The organism is Streptomyces sp. NPDC040718 (assembly GCF_055593565.1).
In genome coordinates, this window is record NZ_JBVIXO010000019.1 from 82,259 (window position 1) to 99,804 (window position 17,546).

The following is a 17,546-nucleotide window of genomic DNA, read 5'->3' on the forward strand; positions in this document are numbered from 1 at the left end:
TCACACCTTCCGTACGGTGACGCCGGCCGCGGCCAGGGCGTCGGCCTCGTCCTGCGGCGCCCCCTGGTCGGTGACCACGGCGTGCAGCGCGGAGGCGGGCAGCACGTGCGCGAGGGCGGTGCGCGAGAGCTTCGCGGACTCGGTGACGGCGATGACGCGGCGAGCGGAGGCGATCGCGGCGCGTTTGACGGCGGCGTCGGCCAGGTCGTAGGCGGTCAGGCCGTGCTCCGCGCTCAGGCCGCAGCAGCCGATGACGGCGGTGTCGAAGCGCAGGGCGGCGAGGGAGGCCTCGGTCAGCGGTCCGGTGAGGGCGAGTTCGCCCTTGCGCGGCGCCCCGCCCGGCAGCAGCAGTGTCATGCGGGGCGCGTCGGCGAGGGCGTTGGCGGCGTGCAGGGACAGCGGCATGACGGTGAGCCGGCGCTGGTGCAGGGCGCGGGCCACCTCCAGGCAGGTGGTCCCGCTGTCCAGGACGACCGATTCCCCGTCCGCCAGCAGGTCCCCGACCTCGGCGGCGATGCGCCGCTTGGCCTCCAGCCCGTCGCGGGCGCGCAGTGGGAACGGCGTCTCCTCCCCGCGGAGCAGCAGGCTCCGCGCCCCTCCCCGGTAGCGCTCCAGCACCCCCTGTTCGGCGAGGGCCTCCAGGTCGCGGCGGACGGTCATCTCGGAGGCGCCGGTGAGCTCCGCGAGCTCCGTGACGCTGCGGCTGCCGGCGGCGCGGACGGCGTCGGTGATCTGCCTCAGTCGGTCTGCACTCATACTCGAATTGAACATCCTCGATGTTCGAAAAGCAAGTTTCGAACATGAAATGTGTTTGTTATGTTCGATTGCATGCAGTCAATCGCACTCCAAGGGCCGCCCCCATCTCCGCGCCTGCGCAAGGGGCGGCGGGCCACCTTCGCCTACTTCGCCCTCAACGGCTTCCTCATGGGCATGTGGATCGTGCACATCCCCGCGGTGCAGGAGCGCACCGGCGCCGGCCACGCCCTCCTCGGCTGGCTCCTGCTCCTCCTCGGCGCCGGGGCCTTCGCCGGCATGCGGGTGGCCGGACCGCTCACCGACCGCTTCGGCGCGCACGTGACCGTCCCGGCGGGGGCCGCCCTGTGTGCCGTCGCGCTGGTGCCGCCCGCCTGGGCGGGCGGCGCGCCCGCGCTGGGCGCGGCGCTGCTGCTGCTCGGCTTCGGCAACGGCTGCCTCGACGTCGGCATGAACGCACACGCCGTCCGGGTGGAACGCGGCTACGGGCGCCCCGTCATGTCCGCCTTCCACGCGGTCTTCTCCGTCGGCGGCGCGCTCGCCGCCCTGGCCGGAGCCCTCGCCCTGGGGCTCGGCCTCCCGGCCGCCGCCACCCTCGGGGCCACCGCCCTCGGCGGTCTCGTCCTCGCGTTCCTCGCCGCCCCCGCCCTGCTGGACCCGGAGCCCGCGCCGGAGCCCGCGCCGCCCGGAACGCCGGCCGGGCGGCACACCCGCCGGGCCGCCCCGCGCGTGCGGATGCTCGCCGTGCTCGCCTTCCTGCTCATGCTCTGCGAGGGCGTCGCCAACGACTGGAGCGCGCTCCACCTGGAGGACTTGCTCGGCGCGCCCGCCGCCACCGCCGCCCTCGCCTACGGGGCCTTCGCCACCGCCATGACCGCCGGGCGGCTGCTCGCCGACCGCCTCGCGGCGCGCACCGGGCCCGTCGCGGTCCTGCGGTACGGAGCCGCCCTCGCCGCGGCCGGCCTGACCCTGGCCGTGGCCGCGCCCGGCGTTCCGGCGGCCCTGGCGGGCTGGGCCCTCTTCGGCGCCGGCCTCTCCGGCTGCGTCCCGCAGCTCTTCAGCGCGGCCGGCCACGCGGACCCGGAGGCCGCCGGGGCCAACGTCGCCCGGGTCGCGGGCCTGGGCTACCTCGGCATGCTCGCCGGCCCCGCGGTGATCGGCCCGCTGACCCGCCTCGTGCCGCTCGGGCCGGCCCTGCTGTTGCCGGTGGCCTGCTGCGTCTTCGCGGCGCTCGCCGCCCGAGTGCTCCGACCGGAAGGGCCGGCCGGGGCTCAGCCGATGGTGTCCGAGAGGTAGCCGCGCAGCGCGCGCTTGAGCTCGCGCACCATCGCCGCCCGCTCTCCGTCCTCGGCGGCGACCACGAGGGGCACCATGGCCTGGAAGATCCGGATCCCCACGAGGGCCGTGCGCGAGCGCTCGTCGGCGGGCAGTCGCGGCGCGCGGGCGGCGATCACCGCCTCGACCCGGGCCGGCAGCGCCGCCTGGACCGGCCGCGCCGCGTCGGCGAGTCCGGCGGGCATGTCCGTACGGGCGAAGAGCGCCTTGAAGCCGGGGTCGGCGATGTTGCAGGCGAGGATCGGGTCCACCATCCTGTCGAGCAGCCCCTCCAGGGGCGGCGAGGTGAAGCCGGCCTCGTCGAAGGCCTCCTGGTGGGCCGCGCGCGCAACCGGGTGACGTAGCGGTCGGCGAGCGCCTGGGCGCGGCCGACCCTGATCAGGGGCGTGCTCGTAGCGGCCCTGATGCGGCTGGCCGGCCCGGCCAACTGGTGGGCCCCGGCCCCGCTGCGCAGGCTCCACGACCGCATCGGCCTCTCCGGCCACGGGTGAGGGGCTCGGCAGCCGTGTCGCGGCACCGCACCGGGGCCGGCGCGGGTCGATAGTGGGGCTGTGAGCGACTCGGTGCGGGATTCCGGGGACCAGGACGCCGCCGGGGCGGCCGCCTGGTCCGGCAGTGAGGGAGCGCGGGCCTTCGCCGCGCTGGAGGCGGCCACGGACTGGCTGCTCGGCTACCCGTTCGTCTTCCGGGCCCTGTCCCGCCGGGGGATCGGAGCCGGGACGGTCCTCGTGGACTACGGGTGCGGACCCGGAAAGGTCGCCGGGCACGCCGCCCGGCTGCTGGGCGCGCGGGTGGTGGGCGTGGACACCTCGCCCGCGATGCTGGCCCTGGCCCGCGCCTCGGACACCGGGGCGGCCGAGTACCACCTGGTCGAGGGCGGCCGGGTGGCCGCCCTGGCGGACGGCAGCGCGGACGCGGTCATGTGCAGCCACGTGCTCGCCTCGCTGCCGGACGGGGAAACGGTGCTGTCCGTGTTCCGCGAGGTCCGCCGGCTGCTGCGCCCCGGCGGCCCGTTCGTCCTGCTGGCCACCGACCCGGCCTGCACCGGCGCCGAGTACGCCTCCCTGCGGATCGGGGAGCCGGGCGCGGTGTACGCGCCGGGCCAGGAGCTGACCGTACGGCTGCGGCGCACCGACGGCTCCTGGCAGGAGGTGCGCAACCACGCGTGGCCCGTCGGACTCCTGCCGGGGCTGCTGGAGCGGGCCGGCTTCCGGGACGTGGTCCAGCACCGTCCGACGGTCGCGGAGGCGGCGGAGGCGGCCGACGCCGCCCTGGTGGGCAGCCGCCCCTGGACGGCCGAACGGGAGAGTCCGCCCCTGGTGGTCACCACGGCCGTGGCCGCCTGAACCCGACCCGGGGGCACGCCACCCGAACAGGTTTATGTCAGGCAATAGTTCGACTTCAGAGGTATCAGGTCGAAAGTCAGACAATCCTGTGACTCGTATGGCAGCCTGCTGCGCACGGCAGGGGGTGCGAAGGCACCCGGCCGTGACCGGGGAGGTCACATGCGTGGATCACTGCTGCGTAAAACCCGTGCGGTGCTGACGGGTTCCCTGATGGCGCTCGGAGCAGTCGGCCTGAGCGCCGCTCCGGCCAGCGCCTGGACGGGAGGGAACGTCTGGGTCAACTTCGGCAGCTGGAACTGCCCGGCCGGCGGCTCCGTCGTCGGGGTGTACTGGGGGGTGGACGCCTATTCGAGCGGCCCGGCCGGAGGGGACTGGGGCGACAACGTCATCTACCCGCGCGTCCGGGTGGGATCGGGGGCGTACAACACCCTGAGCTACCAGACGATGTGCAAGAAGTGGGGCTGGTACACGTACCGCGGTGTGGTGAGCCAGCGGACGCTGACCCCGTACAAGTCGGGCCTGAGCTACACCTACTGACCGCCGACGGCGCCCCCACTCCCTGGACGCCCCTTCAGGGAGCGGGCGGGTAGTGCTCGCCGAGCACCGCGCCGAACAGCGTCGACACGTCGCCGGCGCTCAGCCCCTGCTCGCGCGCCTCGCGCATCCACTCACCGAGGCCCGTGCGCAGCGGGGACTCCGGCGCCGTCTGCGGGGTGGCCAGTGAGCGGGTGATGAACGTGCCGGATCCCTGGCGCACCTCGACGAGGCCGGAACGCTCCAGCTCCCGGTACGCCTTGAGCGTGGTGTTGGGATTGACCTTCGTGGTCGCGGCGACCTGCGCCGCCGTCGGCAGCTTGTCGCCCTCGGCCAGCGCCCCCATCCGCAGGGCCTGCTCCACCTGCTGCACGATCTGGAGGTAGGTGGGCAGGCCGCTGCGGCGTTCGATGCGAAACACGACCACGGTGCCCGCCTCCTTGCTGCTTCTCGGTCCATCGGGGGCCCCGGAGCCGGGGCCCGGGGGTTTCCGGGTTTCCGGGTTTCCGGGGTGGCGTTCCAGCCTAGGCCGTCCGCGGGGGTGGTCCCGCTCAGAGCGCCGAGTGCCGGGCCCACCGCAGGAACGCGCCCACCAGGAGCGCGGTCAGCCCCAGGAAGATCCCGGCCGCGGTCCACTGCATGCCCGCCATCTGGTCGGGGCCGAAGTACTCCCAGACCGAGTTGACGATGCCGAGCGAGGCCCGGCAGCCCTCGGGCGAGCTGTCGTGCACGCAGGTGCCCCAGCCGTAGAGCCTGCCGGAGGCCGTCCCGATCCACTGGTCCACCTGCACGACGTGGTCGAGCGCGGCCGGCTGGGCGGCGCCCAGCGGGTGGACGAGCGTCCGCGGCGTGGCGAGCCGCCCCTTGAGCAGCCCGGCCGCGAACAGGGCGGCGTACGAGGTGAGGAACGTCGCCACCATGGCCGGCAGCGACCGGCGGGCCAGAGACCCGATCGTGATGCCGAGCGCGGTGCAGAACAGGGTCGATGCGACCAGGACGGGGCCCGTGGTCTCGAACACCGCGCCGTTGAGCCAGTCCTCGGGCGCGAGGGGGCCGACGGAGTGCCACCACCAGGAGTAGAGCAGGCTCAGGGCCGCCGTCGGTACGGCCGCCAGCGCCAGGGCGAAGCACAGCTTCCACAGCAGCCAGCGGCCGCGCGGGACGGACTGGGTGGTGATCAGCCGGGCCGTCCCGTGCTCCTTGTCGGCGGAGATCAGCGGGGCGCCGAAGAGGACGCCGAAGAGCACGGGGAGGAAGCCGAGCGTGCTGCCGAAGGAGTCGAGGTCGTTGCGGGCCCGGTTGGAGACAGCGCTGTCGATGGAGTGGGGGGAGGTGGCGGGCCAGCCGGTGGCGTGCAGGGTGTCCAGCATGGCGGCGCGCTGCCAGACGATGCAGGCCGAGCCGAGGACCGTCAGCGCGGCGCAGGTGATCACGGCGGTGCGGTGCTGGCGGGCCAGCAGCCAGGCGAGCCCGCGCAGCCGGCGCGGGCTCGCGGTCGAGGTGGCGGGGCGGGACGCGCCCGCGGTCGGTGCGCTCACGCCGCGCACTCCTCTCGGTGCAGCGGGGCGGCGGCGGGGGAGAGCAGCGCGGGGGCCCCGGGGGAGCGGAGGTAGGCGAGCAGCACCTCCTCCATGCTCGGCTCCGCCTGCTGCCACGCCTCCTCCAGCGGGCCCTGGCGCCGCACCAGCGCGGTGAAGTGGCGCCCGGAAGTGCGTACCTCGATGACGGTGTGGTCGTTCAGGGAGGCGGGCGGCCCGGCCTCCGTGCTCACACCGCTGACCAGGGTGTGCATGGGAACCAGCTCGTCGGCCTCCCCGGCCATCCGGACCCGGCCGTCGGCGAGTACGAGTACGAAGTCGCACATCGGCTCGATCTCGCTCAGGAGATGGGAGGACATCACGACGGTGGTCCCGTGCTCGGCCGCCTCGGACAGCAGCAGGGCGCCCATCTCGTCCCGGGCCACCGGGTCCAGATCGGCCATCGGCTCGTCCAGCAGCAGCAGGTCGGGGCGCTTGCCGAAGGCCAGCGCGAAGGCCACGCGGGTGCGCTGGCCGCCCGAGAGGTCCCCCACGCGGGCGTCCGGCGGGACCATCCCCGCGCGGACGATCCGCTCGGCCACCGCCTGGTCCCAGCCCGGGTTGAGCTCCTGGCCCAGCCGCAGGGTCTGCGCCACCGTGAACCGCTTGAACAGCGGCTTGTCCTGCGCGAGATAGGCCCACAGCGGCATGGAGACGCGGGAGCCCGCGGGGGTGCCGAAGATCCTCAGGTCACCGGCCGAGGGCTGCGCGAGACCGGCCGCCAGGCTCAGCAGGGTGCTCTTGCCCGCCCCGTTGGGCCCCACCAGCGCGGTGACGCGGCCGGCGGGTATCCGGAAGGAGCAGTCCCGCAGCGCCCAGCCCCGCCGGTACTTCTTGCCCAGCCCGCGCGCCTCCAGGGCCCAACGGCCGTCGGCCGCGGCGGAAGCGGCCGCGCTGGAATCGGCCGCGCCGGAAGTGGTCGTGCTTCGCACAGCCTCCCCCTTTTCAGTGAATCCACTAGATGAGTAATGGAATCATGGGGTCGTGGTGCGGCCCTGTCAAACGGCGGCTGCCCTGATCAGGAGGAAACCGGCCCCGGAGCCGACGGGGACGACGGAGCCGACACCTGGTGCAGGCGCAGGGCGAGTTGGAGTTCCAGACAGCGGTCGGGGGACTGCCAGTCGGGGCCGAGGAGACGGCCGATGCGGTCCAGGCGCTGCACCACGGTGTTCACGTGGACGTGCAGGGCCTCCTTCGCCCTCGCCTGGCTCATGCCCGTCGCGAAGTACACCCGCAGCGTCCCCACGAGGTCACTCCCGCGCCGGGCGTCGTAGTCCAGCACCGGACCGAGCACGGTCCTTACGAAGCCCGACAGGTCGGCCCGGTCGCCCAGCAGTACCCCGAGGAACCCGAGGTCCGCCAGCGTGCTCCCGTCGCCGGCCCGGCCCAGCGCGCGCAGCGTCGACAGGCAGCGCAGCGCCTCCGCGTGCGCGGTGTGCAGCCCGCCCGGGCCGCCGCCGGCCCGCGCCGCACCCACCGTGACGGGCACGCCCACGCTCCGCCCGAGGGCCGCGGCGAGCCGGGCGGCGTCGGTTCCGGCGGCCTCCGAGGGCGCCAGCAGCACGGCGTGGTCGTGGTGGACCCCGGCCAGGCCCCGCCGCTCACGGGCGTGGTGCGCGGCGGCCGTGAGCAGGCGCGGCCGGGGCGCGGTGTCGCTGTGCAGGACGAAGAGGGCGTGCGGGCGGGCCAGGTCCACGCCCAGCCGGCGGGCCCGTACGGCCAGGCTCCCCGGATCGGCGGACGGGCCCAGCAGGTCCCCGAGCAGCTCCCCGCGTATCCGGTCCTCGGTCTGCGCCACCGAACGGCCCAGGAGCAGCAGCAGGGCCGTGACCGTCGCCGCGCGCTCGAACAGGCGCCGCCCGGCCTCGTCCAGGCCGGGGCGGCCGGTCAGCGTGATGCTGCCCAGGAGTTCGGGACCCGCCAGCACGGCGCACACCCAGGTGCCGCCCTCCGCGACGGCCCGGCCGCCGGACCGCGACGCGGCCACGGCCCCGGCCGGCGGCGGGCAGGGCCCGGCCTGCGCGCGGGCCAGCTCCCTGCCGTCGGGGTCGTGGACCAGGGTGCCGCCCTCCAGCAGCGCGCCGATCGCGGCCGCCACCTCGGCGACGTCCCCGCCGCGCAGGACGAGACCGGTCAGCCGGTCGTGCGCCCGCTCGGCCCGGCGCAGTGCGTCACTGTTCTCCTGGATGGTCCGGGACGCGGCGCCCAGTTCGGCCAGGGCCCGTCGGGTCTCCTCCAGCAGCCGGGCCCCGTCGATGGCGATGGCCGCGTGGTCGGCGAGCGAGGACAGCAGCGCCACCTCGCGCGGACTGAACTCGCGCGGGCTGCGGTCGGCGGCGAAGAGCACCCCGATCACCTTCGGCCCCAGCCGCAGCGGGACACCGAGGATGGCGTGCAGGTCCTCCTCGCCGACGGCGCTGTCGATGGGGCCGGTGTGCTGGAAGCGCGGGTCGCGCTGGTAGTCCCCGGTGGCGTACGGACGGGCCGTCTGGGCGACGAGCCCGCCCAGCCCCTCGCCCATCCCCAGCCGCAGCTGCTGGAACGCCGCCGACACCGACCCCTCGGTCACCCGCATGAAGGTGTCGCCCGCCGCCTCGTCGATCAGCGACAGGTACGTGACGTCCGTGTGCAGCAGCTGCTTCGCGCGGTGCGTGATGGCCCGCAGCACCGCGTCCAGGTCGCGCAGCGCGGCCAGGTCCCCGGCGGTGTCGAACAGCGCGGTCAGCTCCGCCTCGCGGGTGCGGTGCCGGCCCAGCGTCCGGTGGACCTCCAGCGCCACCCCCGCCGCCTCGTCCAGGGCCGCCAGTTCGGCCCCGGAGGCCCCGGCGGCGCGCGCGGCCGCCGAGGGCCGCGCGAACTCCTCGGCCGACGCCCCCTGGGCCAGCAGGCCGAGCAGCTCCCGTATGCCTTCCGTCACGGTGGTCACGCCGGTGAGCATACGGGCGCGGCCCCGGCCCCGGTCAGCCCTTGACGGGGACGGGCGCGGCCGTGCGGGACGGCCGGTCGAGGCTGCGGCCGCGCGTCTCCCGGGCGGCCAGCGCCGTCAGCGTGGTGATCAGCGCCGCCGCGCAGAGGTAGACGGAGACCGGCACGGAGGACCCGTACTCCTTGAGGAGCTCCACGGCGATGACGGGGGCCAGGGCGCCGCCGATGATGGAGGCGACCTGAGACCCCATGGAGGCCCCCGAGTAGCGGACGCGGGTGTCGAACATCTCCGAGATGAACGCCGCCTGGGGCCCGTACATCGCCCCGTGCAGCAGCAGCCCGGCGGTGACCGCGACGGCGATCACCGGGAAGGACCGCGAGTCCAGGAGGGCGAAGAACGCGAACGCCCAGCCCGCCATCCCGACCGACCCCACGAGGGTCACCGCACGCCGCCCGATCCGGTCCGACAGCGCGCCCCACAGCGGGATCGTCACGAAGTGCACCGCCGAGCCGATCAGTACGGCGTTCAGCGCGTCACCCTTGGGGAGGTGCAGGTGCACGGTGACGTACACGAGCAGGAAGGCCGTCAGCACGTAGTACGAGACGTTCTCGCCCAGCCGCACCCCGATGGCCGTGAGCACCCCGCGGCGGCCCGAACGCAGCACCTCCACCACCGGCGGCCGCTGCCGGACCCCCGCCGCCTCCTCGGCCTCGGCCCGGGCCCGCGCCTCCAGGAACGCCGGCGACTCCGACACCGAGACCCGTATCCACAGCCCGACCACCACCAGCACCCCCGACAGCAGGAACGGCACCCGCCACCCCCACGCCAGGAACGCCTCGTCGGACTGGACGGCGGCCAGCACCGCCAGCACCCCGGTGGCCAGCAGGTTCCCGCCGGGCGCACCGGCCTGCGGCCAGGACGCCCAGAACCCCCGGTTCCGGTCGTCCCCGTGCTCGGCGACGAGCAACACCGCCCCGCCCCACTCACCCCCGAGCGCGAACCCCTGCACCAGCCGCAGCACGGTCAACAGCACGGGCGCGGCCCCGCCGACGGCGGCGTGCGTCGGCAGCAACCCGATCGCGAAGGTGGCCCCGCCCATCATCAACAGGCTGACCACGAGCAGCCGCTTCCTCCCGATCCGGTCCCCGTAATGCCCGAACACCACCCCGCCGAGCGGCCGCGCGGCGAAGCCGACGGCGTAGGTGAGGAAGGCGAGCAGGGTACCGACGAGGGGATCGCTGGCGGGGAAGAACAGCGTGTTGAACACCAGGGCGGCGGCGGAGCCGTAGAGGAAGAAGTCGTACCACTCGATGGTGGTCCCGACGAGACTCGCGGCAACGATTCTCCGTATGCCGGACGGGCTCGTTCTGCTCGCTGCGGGGGAGACCATGTGCACCACTTCCAGGGTGTCTGCGGGGACGTCGGGTGTGGCCACAACGTAGAAGTCCCCAGGTCAGCGGAATATGTGGCGGACCATCACAATCACAGGCCACCTTGTGTGCCGCATCACCACACGACCGCAGCCGGCTCATTCCAGCCCCCGGAGAGAACCCCTCCGCATGGTGCCGGATCTGCGGAATTCCGTACGCTTTGGAAGGGCGGTGCTGACTCCCGTGCTGGTTCGGTGCTGCTGGTTCGGTGCTGGTTACGCAGCATTGAACTCCGACAATCGGCGCGGATCGGGTCCGCAGTTCCGCCGCATGACGGCGACCGTCAGGTGCGTCGCGAGGCGGTGTTCCGACCGTGCCGGCATGTGCGGCGTCCACGCTGCGCGTTGGCGGCGATGGCCGGCCGTGCGTGTTCGCGGCGAGGACGATGACGGCGATGACCAGGCCGAGCACGTCCACGGCCACGCCCCGCTTGCGGCCCGTGACCCGTTTCGCGGCGTCTCGGCCGGTGGTGGAGGCGGGGACCCCGGCGGCCGCACGGACACTTTCCGTGTCCGGGATCACCAGGGCCGGTCCTCTGATCGGCGGGCCTTCTCACGGACCTGGCAGCGCAGGAGTTCGTGGATGACCTGGTCCGTTCCGTCGTCCCGCCAGGCGGCGAAGTAGTAGTACGTCGCGCTCTTGGGCGGCAGGTCGTGCGGGAGGCAGGCCCCCTGGCAGCCGGCCCGGCCCTGGTAGAGGATCGCGTTCACGATTTTCTGCATGGCGTAGGCACCCTGGTGGCCGCTGACGGAGCGGTGCCGGTCCTTCCACGCGGTGATCACCGGCTCGATCAACGCCCACTGCCCGTCCGACAAGTCACTCGGGGACGCCCTGGACGAGTCATTCCGGATGATCAGTGGTCGTAGGTGATCAGCGATCGTGTGATGGGCTGGTCGGTCTTGTGGCTGTGCCGGCGCCGTCCTGCGGGTGGTAGAGCTCTTGGGCGCGGGCCAGGTCGACAGGGCCGTCCTGGTGCAGGTGCAGGAAGAAGTCCAGCTGCCACGCCTGCGCACTGCCGGCCTGGCGGTTGGTGGTGGTCACCCAGGGCGGGTAGACGCGGAAGGCTCGTTTCCCACCGGAACCGTTCGCCGATACGACACCGTGTTGGCGGAGAGCGTCCCTGGGAATCACGAACTGGCCGAAGTGGTGATGGTCGCGGGTGCTGATGACAAAGAGGTCGACGGGGTCCGTGGCGTCGAAGGGCTGGATGGGCCCGGCCGGGGACCTCGTCCAGACGGTGACGAACTGGCCGACCTTGGTGGGGGTCGTCTTGGCTGCGCGGAACCGGATGGAGAGGCCGTCGAGAGTGAACTCGTGGGCGGCGTAAGCGGCACCCTCGGCTTCGGCCACTGGCTGCGAGCAGGTGAACCCGCAGGGGTCGTAGACGAGTGCCTTCGCCGCAATGAGATTTTCGTGGGCCGGGGCGGTCAACCACGGTTTGAGGTGGAGATCGGGTGAGTGCTCGCGGTTCGTCATCATTCGTCCGCCCTGTCACGGTTGCTGGGACGTAGTCAGCTCGGCTTGGGGGACGTCGCTCTTGTCGAGGCAATCCGAATGCTGATGGTGTGCTTGGGAACGCAGACAGGGCGTCCAAGATCGTTGTGTGGCGAACAACCCAAACGCCCTGCTGACCGCACTGTACGTGAAGATCGATGACGAGACCGGTGGTACCCGATGGCGGGGGCGGCCGCTGCGGCTGACGGATTCCGAGCTTGTCACCCTTGCCCTCGCGCAGACGCTGTGGGGCTTCGCCTCGGAGTCGCGCCGGCTGCGGTTCGTGGACTCTCGACTCGGAGCGATGTTCCCGTACGCGCCCGGGCAGCCGGGTTGGGACGAGCGGCTGCGGTCAGCGTTGCCGCTGGTCAAGAAGGGGCGGTACGGCTGCTTGCCGCCGATACGGACTTCCGGTCCGACAACCACTGGATCGTCGACTCCACTCCACGAGACCGGCCAGACCGTCACGCGGTCCTTGACCGCTTACGACCACTGATGACATCGGAATGACTCGTCCAGGGCTGTCCCGTAATTGGGCAGCGCCCGCTTGCCGATCCCCGATCGGGCCGCGTCAGTGGCTGGTGACAGGATCGAGGGATGCTGATCAAGGGATACGACGTCGGCCCGTTGGTTCCGGGCGAGTCACTGCTGGTCCGTCCGGGCTTCTGGTCGAACTACCTTCTGGCGATGTGCAGCGACGGATGGTGTGCCGAGCGCCCGGAGCCGGAGTGGTTCGGCGACGACGGCGCCGATGTCGATGCGCTGTCCGACGTTCTCTTCGATCCTGAACGCTGGCCAGTGTTCAGGATGCCGGCAGAAGACGCCCCCGGAGCCGTAGTGGTCTACCGCAACCTGGATGGCGACTACGGCACCGACTACCTCCTTACCCATCCAGGCAGGAGCTACGTCGAGCAGACCGCCAGCTGGGACGGAGATTTCTCGGGCACTGGGCTGACATGGCGCGAACTGATCCGGATCGCCGACAGCCCCGCCTTTGCGGCCGAGGGCGTCCAGGACACGGCCACCCGCTTCCTGCTGCTGCTTCCCCTCCTCACCGACCCGGACGTGCCGGAAACAGCATCGGTAACGCTGGTCGCCGCCCTGGCCGCAATCGGCGCACCGCAAGACACGGCCTCCATCACGGCGGAGCATCTGCTGGCCCACCTCACGAGGAGATCCCGACACGACCCCACGTGGGCATCTCCGCTGAGCGCCAGCTGAGAGGCGGGCCTGCTGCCGGCTGGCCACGAAGGAACCGCTTCACGTCCTCATCGAGCGGGCCGCCGACGCAGGGCTCTTCACGGCCGGACTCGCCGCCGAACTCGACCGCAGCCGACTGCTGCGCGACAAGCTCACGCAGGGTTCCGAGTCGAGTGCCGCCCTCCACCCGCTCCGGGCCGTCGCAATGGTGCGTGCCGTCTTCGATGCCGTCTCCCTGCTCCTTCGCCCACCGTCCACGGCAGAGGCGACAGCCGCCGACGTGGACGGAGCACAGCCCGACGGCGGTCTTCGCCCGGCTGTGGGAGGACCACCTGCACGCACTGTTCCCCGACGGCTTCCGCGGTGTGGACTTCGACGGCGTAGACCTGGTCCTCCTGGACGCCGACGTCGCCGGCCTCGTGCAGAGAGAGCTGAAGGGCGGACTCGACGACAGTGGCATCGCCTACCTCTGGGGCTGCATCGCCGACCTCGACAAGATCGTTCCTCTGCTCAACGAGGAGTACTGCGCCTCGTACTTCACAGGACTTCGGGCTATGGCCCAGGTCGCAGCAGCGCCCTACGTACCCACTGCGACCTGACCGACGGCTCCGACGTCGTCGCCGGCAGGGCGGAGGGGGTCGTCGAGGACGTACGCCCCGGTGAGCGCCTGACCTACCGGCTCTCGCCCGTGCTGCCCGCGGCTTGCGGCAGCCCTCGACGCCGGCAGTCCCGACACAAGGAGTGCGGAACAACCGACTCGACCGGCCGCAGGGTGACCGCGAACCCGGCCCTCAGTCTCGACGGGCGCTACAACGGACCCGGTGGGCCCACGACTTCGGCGCGTTCGCCCCGTACGTGACCACCGAAGTCGCGCGCGACCACCTCTCCCGCAGCTGGTGTGGACGGTCACTCGTTTCCCCAGGGCTAGCTTCACGCAATTCCCCAGGGGCTGGCCTGGCGCAGCCGCTCGTCCTGCTCCTCGATGCATGCTTGGAGGACCTCGCGGGCGCCCTCCGCGGGACGGGCCGGCCCAGGGCCTCTTCGAGCGTCTGAGCGAGGTGGCCGGCCCGCCCTTCCAGGTCGGTCAGACGTGCTTCGGAGACCTGGTGGGCCTGCTGCCGTTCTTCCCGGCCAAGATGAGTGGGCATCCAACTCGGCTTGTCAGTCCGGGAGTTATTAGGACAGGGGTATGGGGGGAGAGGGCGATGGGCGACAGGGGCCCGAGCCGGGCCTGGGCCTCGGAGCGCAGGTTGTTCACGGTGACCTCGGCACGGAACCAGCGGGCCTGGTCTCCGTAGAGGAAGCGGTGCGCCTGGGCCAGGCAGCCGTCGGTGTGCGTACGGACCGTGTACCCGGTGGCGAGCGTGACCGACAGCTCGGCCGGGTCGGTCCCGAACACCGCATCCTGCCGCGGAGGCGTTCCTGCGGCGCCACGGGCCGTCAGGCAGCGGTTCACCAGCTTCTGCTGCGCGGCTTTGATCAGGTCACTGCGGGCCGGCTCCGACGTGGGCAGCTTCGGCTGGGTCGATACCGCGCAGCCACCAGCGCACAACACGGCCAGCACGATGCCCGTTGCCCCGCGACCAGTCGCCCGAATCCGGACAGCGCCTACCCTCACACCGCTTCAAACGATCAAGGGAAGCCGCGGACACGGTGAAGCGCGCTTGTCGATCGCGGAGGCCTGCGCCCCCGTCAACCGGATGCCGGCCGGCTAACGGCACGCCGCCGACCGGTTCGGCCTGCGAGCCACCGGCCGCCGGGTGCGGGGGTATCAGGACTGGACCCGATCGTCTCCCCGCGCCCCGTCCTCGAGGAGTACCTGTGCCGCGTCATCCCCGAGTTCACCGGCCACCAGCTGCGCGCTCCTGCCCGCCGCCCAGCCCGGCACAGGCCCGTCCGGGGGAACCGTCGGCACGCCGCGCCGCAGACGGAAGCGGGCCAGGGCGCTTTCCGCTAGACACCGGCCCATGATCGTCGGCTACAGCAGGACAACGACCGCCCTTTGGCGCGCGGGCGGGACCAGACCTCCGAAGCGGGCTGAAGGGGGAGGCCCGTGTCATTGAGACGGCTTCCCGGAGTGAACCGGCGAGGGCTCCTCGCGGCACGCGGCTGGTCGCGGGCCCTGCTCCTCGCGCTCGCCGTTACGCTCGCTGCGGGGGCGCCGGCCGCAGGGGCGGCCGCCGAGCCGCGTCCCGGCGTCCCGCCCACAGCCGCCGCCCCGTCACAGGCGGACGGCGAGAAGACGCTGACGCGGATTTCGCCGAAGCGGCGCGTCGACGTACGGTCGCTGCCGCGGCCCCGGGGCACTGCCAAGCCGCAGGTGCAGCCCTACCTCGCCCCGCCGAAGCGGCGGGCACCCGAGGGGCCGAGGCGGGAGGCGAGCCTGCCGGTCACCGGCGCGGCCGTGACCCCGAAGGACGGCACGTCCCCGAAGGCGGTGCCGTCAACCGCCGTCATCGAGCGGCTGAAGACCTTCCGTACGCTCGGGAACGCGGACAACGCCGCTGCCGCCCAGACCAGTCCCTCCGACACGCAGCTCGCGGTCGGGCCCACGCACATCGTCCAGTTCATCAACCGGTCGGGACGGATCTACGACAAGGCCGGCAACCCGGCCGGTGCCGCCTTCGACCTGGGTACGTTCTTCGGTTTCGCCGCGAATACGGGCGGAGATCCGCGGGTGCACTACGACGCGGGGTCGGGTCGCTTCTTCGCCGCGTACGAAGGGCTCCTCACCGGCGGTGACGAGGTCGACGTCGCGGTCAGCGACACCTCCGACCCCCGCGGGCACTGGACCGTGTACATCGCCGGCAGCAACACCGGCAACGTGCAGCACGACCGGCCCAAGCTCGGCTACACCAACGACAAAGTCACGCTGAGCTGGAACAACTACGACATGACCACGACCCCCCGGACCTTCCTGGGCGTGGGGACCGTAGTCGCCAACAAGGCTGACCTGCTGGCCGGGGGCACGGTCAGCCTCACCACGTTCGGTCAGGACAACACCAAGTTCGAGGTCGTTCCGGCCACCTCGCTGTCGGCGACCAACGACCAGCTCGCGATGGAGCACGACGGCACCGACGTGGTGGTGACCACGATCACCGGAGTGCCGGGGGTCAGCACGGTCGACCAGACCGAGAACACCGTCGCCATCGGAACCGCCGCCGCGCCGCCGGACGCGGCCCAGCCGGCCGGTGGCGACGCGTTCATCGAGACCAACGAGGACCGGATGCTGTCGGTCGTCTGGCAGAACAACCGGCTGTGGGGCGTCTTCAACGTGAGCTGCACCCCCGCCGGCGACACCGCGGTGCACGCCTGCCAGCGGTACGTCCAGATCTCGACCGGCGGCACCCAGACACTGGCGACCAACCTCGACCTCGGCATGGTGGGCGGGGACATCTACTACGGCTCGCTGGCCCTGAACGACGAGGACGACCTGTTCTCCGGATTCACCGCCTCCTCCTCCACCAGGTTCCCCACCGCGGTCGCCATCGCGGTGCCGGGCGGCAACTTCCCGGCGAACACCTTCGGCGACTTCTACGCCGCGGGCACCCAGGCCTACGCGTGCAACTGCGCCCCCAACCGGGTGCGCTGGGGCGACTACTCGGGCACCGCCCGCGACCCGAGCAACCCCAAGGACGTCTGGACCGTCCAGCAGATCGGTGCCATCGCCAGCACCGGGATCTTCGGCGGCGACTGGGGCACCGCGATGGACCGCGTCACGCTGTCCCCGCCCACCGTCACCAGCGTCACCCCCAACCACGCACCCGAACTCGCCCAGTGCGTGAACACCGTGACCGTCCGCGGTACGGAGTTCCCCACGAGCGGCGCCACCGTCCGCTTCGGCTCCGTCCCGGCCACGAACGTGAACGTCACCGGGCCCGAGGAACTGACTGCGGATGTACCCCAGCAGGCGCGGGGCACCGTGGACGTCACCGTGACCAACGCCAACGGCACCAGCCCGGTCACTCCCGCCGGCCGGTTCACCTACGACCCTGACACCTCCGCACCCACCACCTTCGCGAGCATCTCGCCGACCCCGAACAGTGCCGGCTGGAACACCACCAGCCCCGCGAACGTCAACATCGGGGCGCTTGACGGGGCCTGCGGGTCAGGCGTCGCGAAGATCACCTACAGTGCGAGCGGCGCCCAACCGGCCGGATCCACCGACGTCCCCGGCGCGGCAGCCACCGTGGCCGTCACCGCCAACGGCGTCACCACGGTGACGTACACCGCCACGGACGCGGCCGGCAACACCTCCGCACCGCAGACGATCACGGTGCGGCTCGACACCGCGGGGCCGACGATCACCATCGTTCGCCCGGCGGCCGGCACCTACCTGTACCGCCAGCCGGTCACCGCGTCCTACTCCTGCACGGACGCCGCCTCCGGAGTCGCGAGCTGCGTGGGCACGGTCCCCAACGGCAGCCCGGTCAACACCTCGACGCTCGGCTCCCGCACGTTCACGGTCAACGCCACGGACAACGCCACGAACCCGTCCACCAAGACCGTCACCTACAACGTGGCGTACCGGATCTGCCTGCTCTACGACCCGAACCGCCCGGTCCGCCTGCTCGGCCAGGTCGTGATCAGCCTGCGGATCTGCGACGCGAACGGCAACAACCTCTCCAACTCGAACATCACGCTGACGGCCAGCCGCATCACCGGCCCCGTCACCAGGCCCGTCACCGGCCGGTTCAGCTACACCCCGCTCCTCTCCTCCTACAGCCTCCCCGTCAGCACCCGGAACCTGCCGAACGGCAACTACAACCTCGAATTCACCATCAGCGGAGCGGACACCACGACCCACGTGGCACCCTTCACCCTGCGCTGATCCCAGGCTCCCGCCGGAGCGCACCGGCCCGGCCCCCAGGCTCTCGGGGCCGGGCCGGCCCACACCCCGAGGTCAGGCGGGCTTGCGGCCGTCCTGTCGACACGCAGCTTCAGTGATCGA

15 protein-coding genes and 3 pseudogenes are annotated in these 17,546 nt (G+C 72.4%); 8 read left to right on the top strand and 10 right to left on the bottom strand.

Features of this window, described 5'->3' with window-relative positions; translation table 11 throughout:
• Positions 1–756: a DeoR/GlpR family DNA-binding transcription regulator gene (locus ACZ597_RS32170; RefSeq protein ID WP_471338091.1), complete on the bottom strand. Its 756-nt coding sequence runs from the start codon at positions 754–756 to the stop codon at positions 1–3.
• A gap of 72 nt (positions 757–828) precedes the next feature.
• On the opposite strand from ACZ597_RS32170, the gene ACZ597_RS32175 reads away from it, so the two are divergent.
• Positions 829–2,049 (top strand): MFS transporter, encoded by a 1,221-nt coding sequence (locus ACZ597_RS32175; RefSeq protein WP_471338098.1) that lies wholly within the window; start codon positions 829–831, stop codon positions 2,047–2,049.
• Here ACZ597_RS32175 and ACZ597_RS32180 read toward each other — a convergent pair.
• Positions 2,025–2,342 carry a hypothetical protein gene (locus tag ACZ597_RS32180; RefSeq protein ID WP_471338106.1) on the bottom strand — a complete coding sequence of 106 codons (318 nt, stop codon included), beginning with the start codon at positions 2,340–2,342 and terminating at the stop codon, positions 2,025–2,027. The genes ACZ597_RS32175 and ACZ597_RS32180 overlap by 25 nt on opposite strands.
• Before the next feature lie 297 nt (positions 2,343–2,639).
• Between ACZ597_RS32180 and ACZ597_RS32185 the strand changes: the two genes are divergently transcribed.
• Positions 2,640–3,434, top strand: coding sequence for a class I SAM-dependent methyltransferase (locus tag ACZ597_RS32185; RefSeq protein ID WP_471338113.1), 795 nt, complete (start codon positions 2,640–2,642; stop codon positions 3,432–3,434).
• Between the two features lie 192 nt (positions 3,435–3,626).
• Positions 3,627–3,971 (top strand): hypothetical protein, encoded by a 345-nt coding sequence (locus tag ACZ597_RS32190; RefSeq protein ID WP_471338119.1) that lies wholly within the window; start codon positions 3,627–3,629, stop codon positions 3,969–3,971.
• Positions 3,972–4,005: 34 nt separating this feature from the next.
• On the opposite strand, the gene ACZ597_RS32195 is transcribed toward ACZ597_RS32190, so the two are convergent.
• From ACZ597_RS32195 to ACZ597_RS32225, 7 genes and pseudogenes are all read right to left on the bottom strand, one after another.
• Positions 4,006–4,395 carry a GntR family transcriptional regulator gene (locus tag ACZ597_RS32195; RefSeq protein WP_471338125.1) on the bottom strand — a complete coding sequence of 130 codons (390 nt, stop codon included), beginning with the start codon at positions 4,393–4,395 and terminating at the stop codon, positions 4,006–4,008.
• 124 nt (positions 4,396–4,519) lie between these two features.
• Positions 4,520–5,506: an ABC transporter permease gene (locus tag ACZ597_RS32200; protein ID WP_471338130.1), complete on the bottom strand. Its 987-nt coding sequence runs from the start codon at positions 5,504–5,506 to the stop codon at positions 4,520–4,522.
• On the bottom strand, positions 5,503–6,402 hold the full coding sequence (locus tag ACZ597_RS32205; RefSeq protein ID WP_471338279.1) for an ABC transporter ATP-binding protein: 900 nt from the start codon (positions 6,400–6,402) through the stop codon (positions 5,503–5,505). The genes ACZ597_RS32200 and ACZ597_RS32205 overlap by 4 nt, the downstream gene beginning before the upstream one ends.
• Positions 6,403–6,563: 161 nt before the next feature.
• Positions 6,564–8,483 carry a helix-turn-helix domain-containing protein gene (locus tag ACZ597_RS32210; protein ID WP_471338139.1) on the bottom strand — a complete coding sequence of 640 codons (1,920 nt, stop codon included), beginning with the start codon at positions 8,481–8,483 and terminating at the stop codon, positions 6,564–6,566.
• Positions 8,484–8,505: 22 nt separating this feature from the next.
• The gene (locus tag ACZ597_RS32215) at positions 8,506–9,861 is read right to left on the bottom strand and encodes an MFS transporter (protein ID WP_471338282.1); all 1,356 of its coding nucleotides are present in this window, start codon (positions 9,859–9,861) and stop codon (positions 8,506–8,508) included.
• A gap of 403 nt (positions 9,862–10,264) precedes the next feature.
• A pseudogene (locus tag ACZ597_RS32220) lies at positions 10,265–10,752 on the bottom strand (transposase); the annotation flags it as partial.
• A 19-nt stretch (positions 10,753–10,771) separates the two neighbouring features.
• On the bottom strand, positions 10,772–11,380 hold the full coding sequence (locus ACZ597_RS32225) for a MepB family protein (RefSeq protein WP_471338146.1): 609 nt from the start codon (positions 11,378–11,380) through the stop codon (positions 10,772–10,774).
• A 124-nt stretch (positions 11,381–11,504) separates the two neighbouring features.
• Here ACZ597_RS32225 and ACZ597_RS32230 point away from each other — a divergent pair.
• The 4 genes and pseudogenes from ACZ597_RS32230 to ACZ597_RS32245 form a co-directional block, all read left to right on the top strand.
• Positions 11,505–11,854, top strand: a pseudogene (locus ACZ597_RS32230) (IS982 family transposase); the annotation flags it as partial.
• A gap of 138 nt (positions 11,855–11,992) precedes the next feature.
• Complete coding sequence (locus ACZ597_RS32235) at positions 11,993–12,616, top strand: hypothetical protein (RefSeq protein ID WP_471338151.1); 624 nt, start codon at positions 11,993–11,995, stop codon at positions 12,614–12,616.
• Between the two features lie 203 nt (positions 12,617–12,819).
• Positions 12,820–13,194: a hypothetical protein gene (locus ACZ597_RS32240; RefSeq protein ID WP_471338286.1), complete on the top strand. Its 375-nt coding sequence runs from the start codon at positions 12,820–12,822 to the stop codon at positions 13,192–13,194.
• Positions 13,194–13,292 (top strand): annotated as a pseudogene (locus ACZ597_RS32245) (metalloregulator ArsR/SmtB family transcription factor); the annotation flags it as partial. The gene ACZ597_RS32240 and the pseudogene ACZ597_RS32245, both read left to right, overlap by 1 nt.
• Positions 13,293–13,679: 387 nt before the next feature.
• On the opposite strand, the gene ACZ597_RS32250 reads toward ACZ597_RS32245, so the two are convergent.
• Positions 13,680–13,994, bottom strand: a complete 315-nt coding sequence (locus tag ACZ597_RS32250; protein ID WP_471338154.1) for a hypothetical protein — start codon at positions 13,992–13,994, stop codon at positions 13,680–13,682.
• 654 nt (positions 13,995–14,648) lie between these two features.
• Between ACZ597_RS32250 and ACZ597_RS32255 the strand changes: the two genes are divergently transcribed.
• Positions 14,649–17,426 carry an OmpL47-type beta-barrel domain-containing protein gene (locus ACZ597_RS32255; RefSeq protein ID WP_471338157.1) on the top strand — a complete coding sequence of 926 codons (2,778 nt, stop codon included), beginning with the start codon at positions 14,649–14,651 and terminating at the stop codon, positions 17,424–17,426.
• Positions 17,427–17,546 lie beyond the last annotated feature (120 nt).

What these genes read in the sequence shown, in the direction of transcription:
- ACZ597_RS32225 (WP_471338146.1), bottom strand. Translation starts at nt 11,380, where the DNA reads ATGATGACGAACCGCGAGCACTCACCCGATCTCCACCTCAAACCGTGG.
- ACZ597_RS32180 (WP_471338106.1), bottom strand. Translation starts at nt 2,342, where the DNA reads ATGGTGGACCCGATCCTCGCCTGCAACATCGCCGACCCCGGCTTCAAG.
- ACZ597_RS32215 (WP_471338282.1), bottom strand. Translation starts at nt 9,861, where the DNA reads ATGGTCTCCCCCGCAGCGAGCAGAACGAGCCCGTCCGGCATACGGAGA.
- ACZ597_RS32210 (WP_471338139.1), bottom strand. Translation starts at nt 8,483, where the DNA reads ATGCTCACCGGCGTGACCACCGTGACGGAAGGCATACGGGAGCTGCTC.
- ACZ597_RS32175 (WP_471338098.1), top strand. Translation starts at nt 829, where the DNA reads ATGCAGTCAATCGCACTCCAAGGGCCGCCCCCATCTCCGCGCCTGCGC.
- ACZ597_RS32240 (WP_471338286.1), top strand. Translation starts at nt 12,820, where the DNA reads ATGCCGTCTCCCTGCTCCTTCGCCCACCGTCCACGGCAGAGGCGACAG.
- ACZ597_RS32235 (WP_471338151.1), top strand. Translation starts at nt 11,993, where the DNA reads ATGCTGATCAAGGGATACGACGTCGGCCCGTTGGTTCCGGGCGAGTCA.
- ACZ597_RS32170 (WP_471338091.1), bottom strand. Translation starts at nt 756, where the DNA reads ATGAGTGCAGACCGACTGAGGCAGATCACCGACGCCGTCCGCGCCGCC.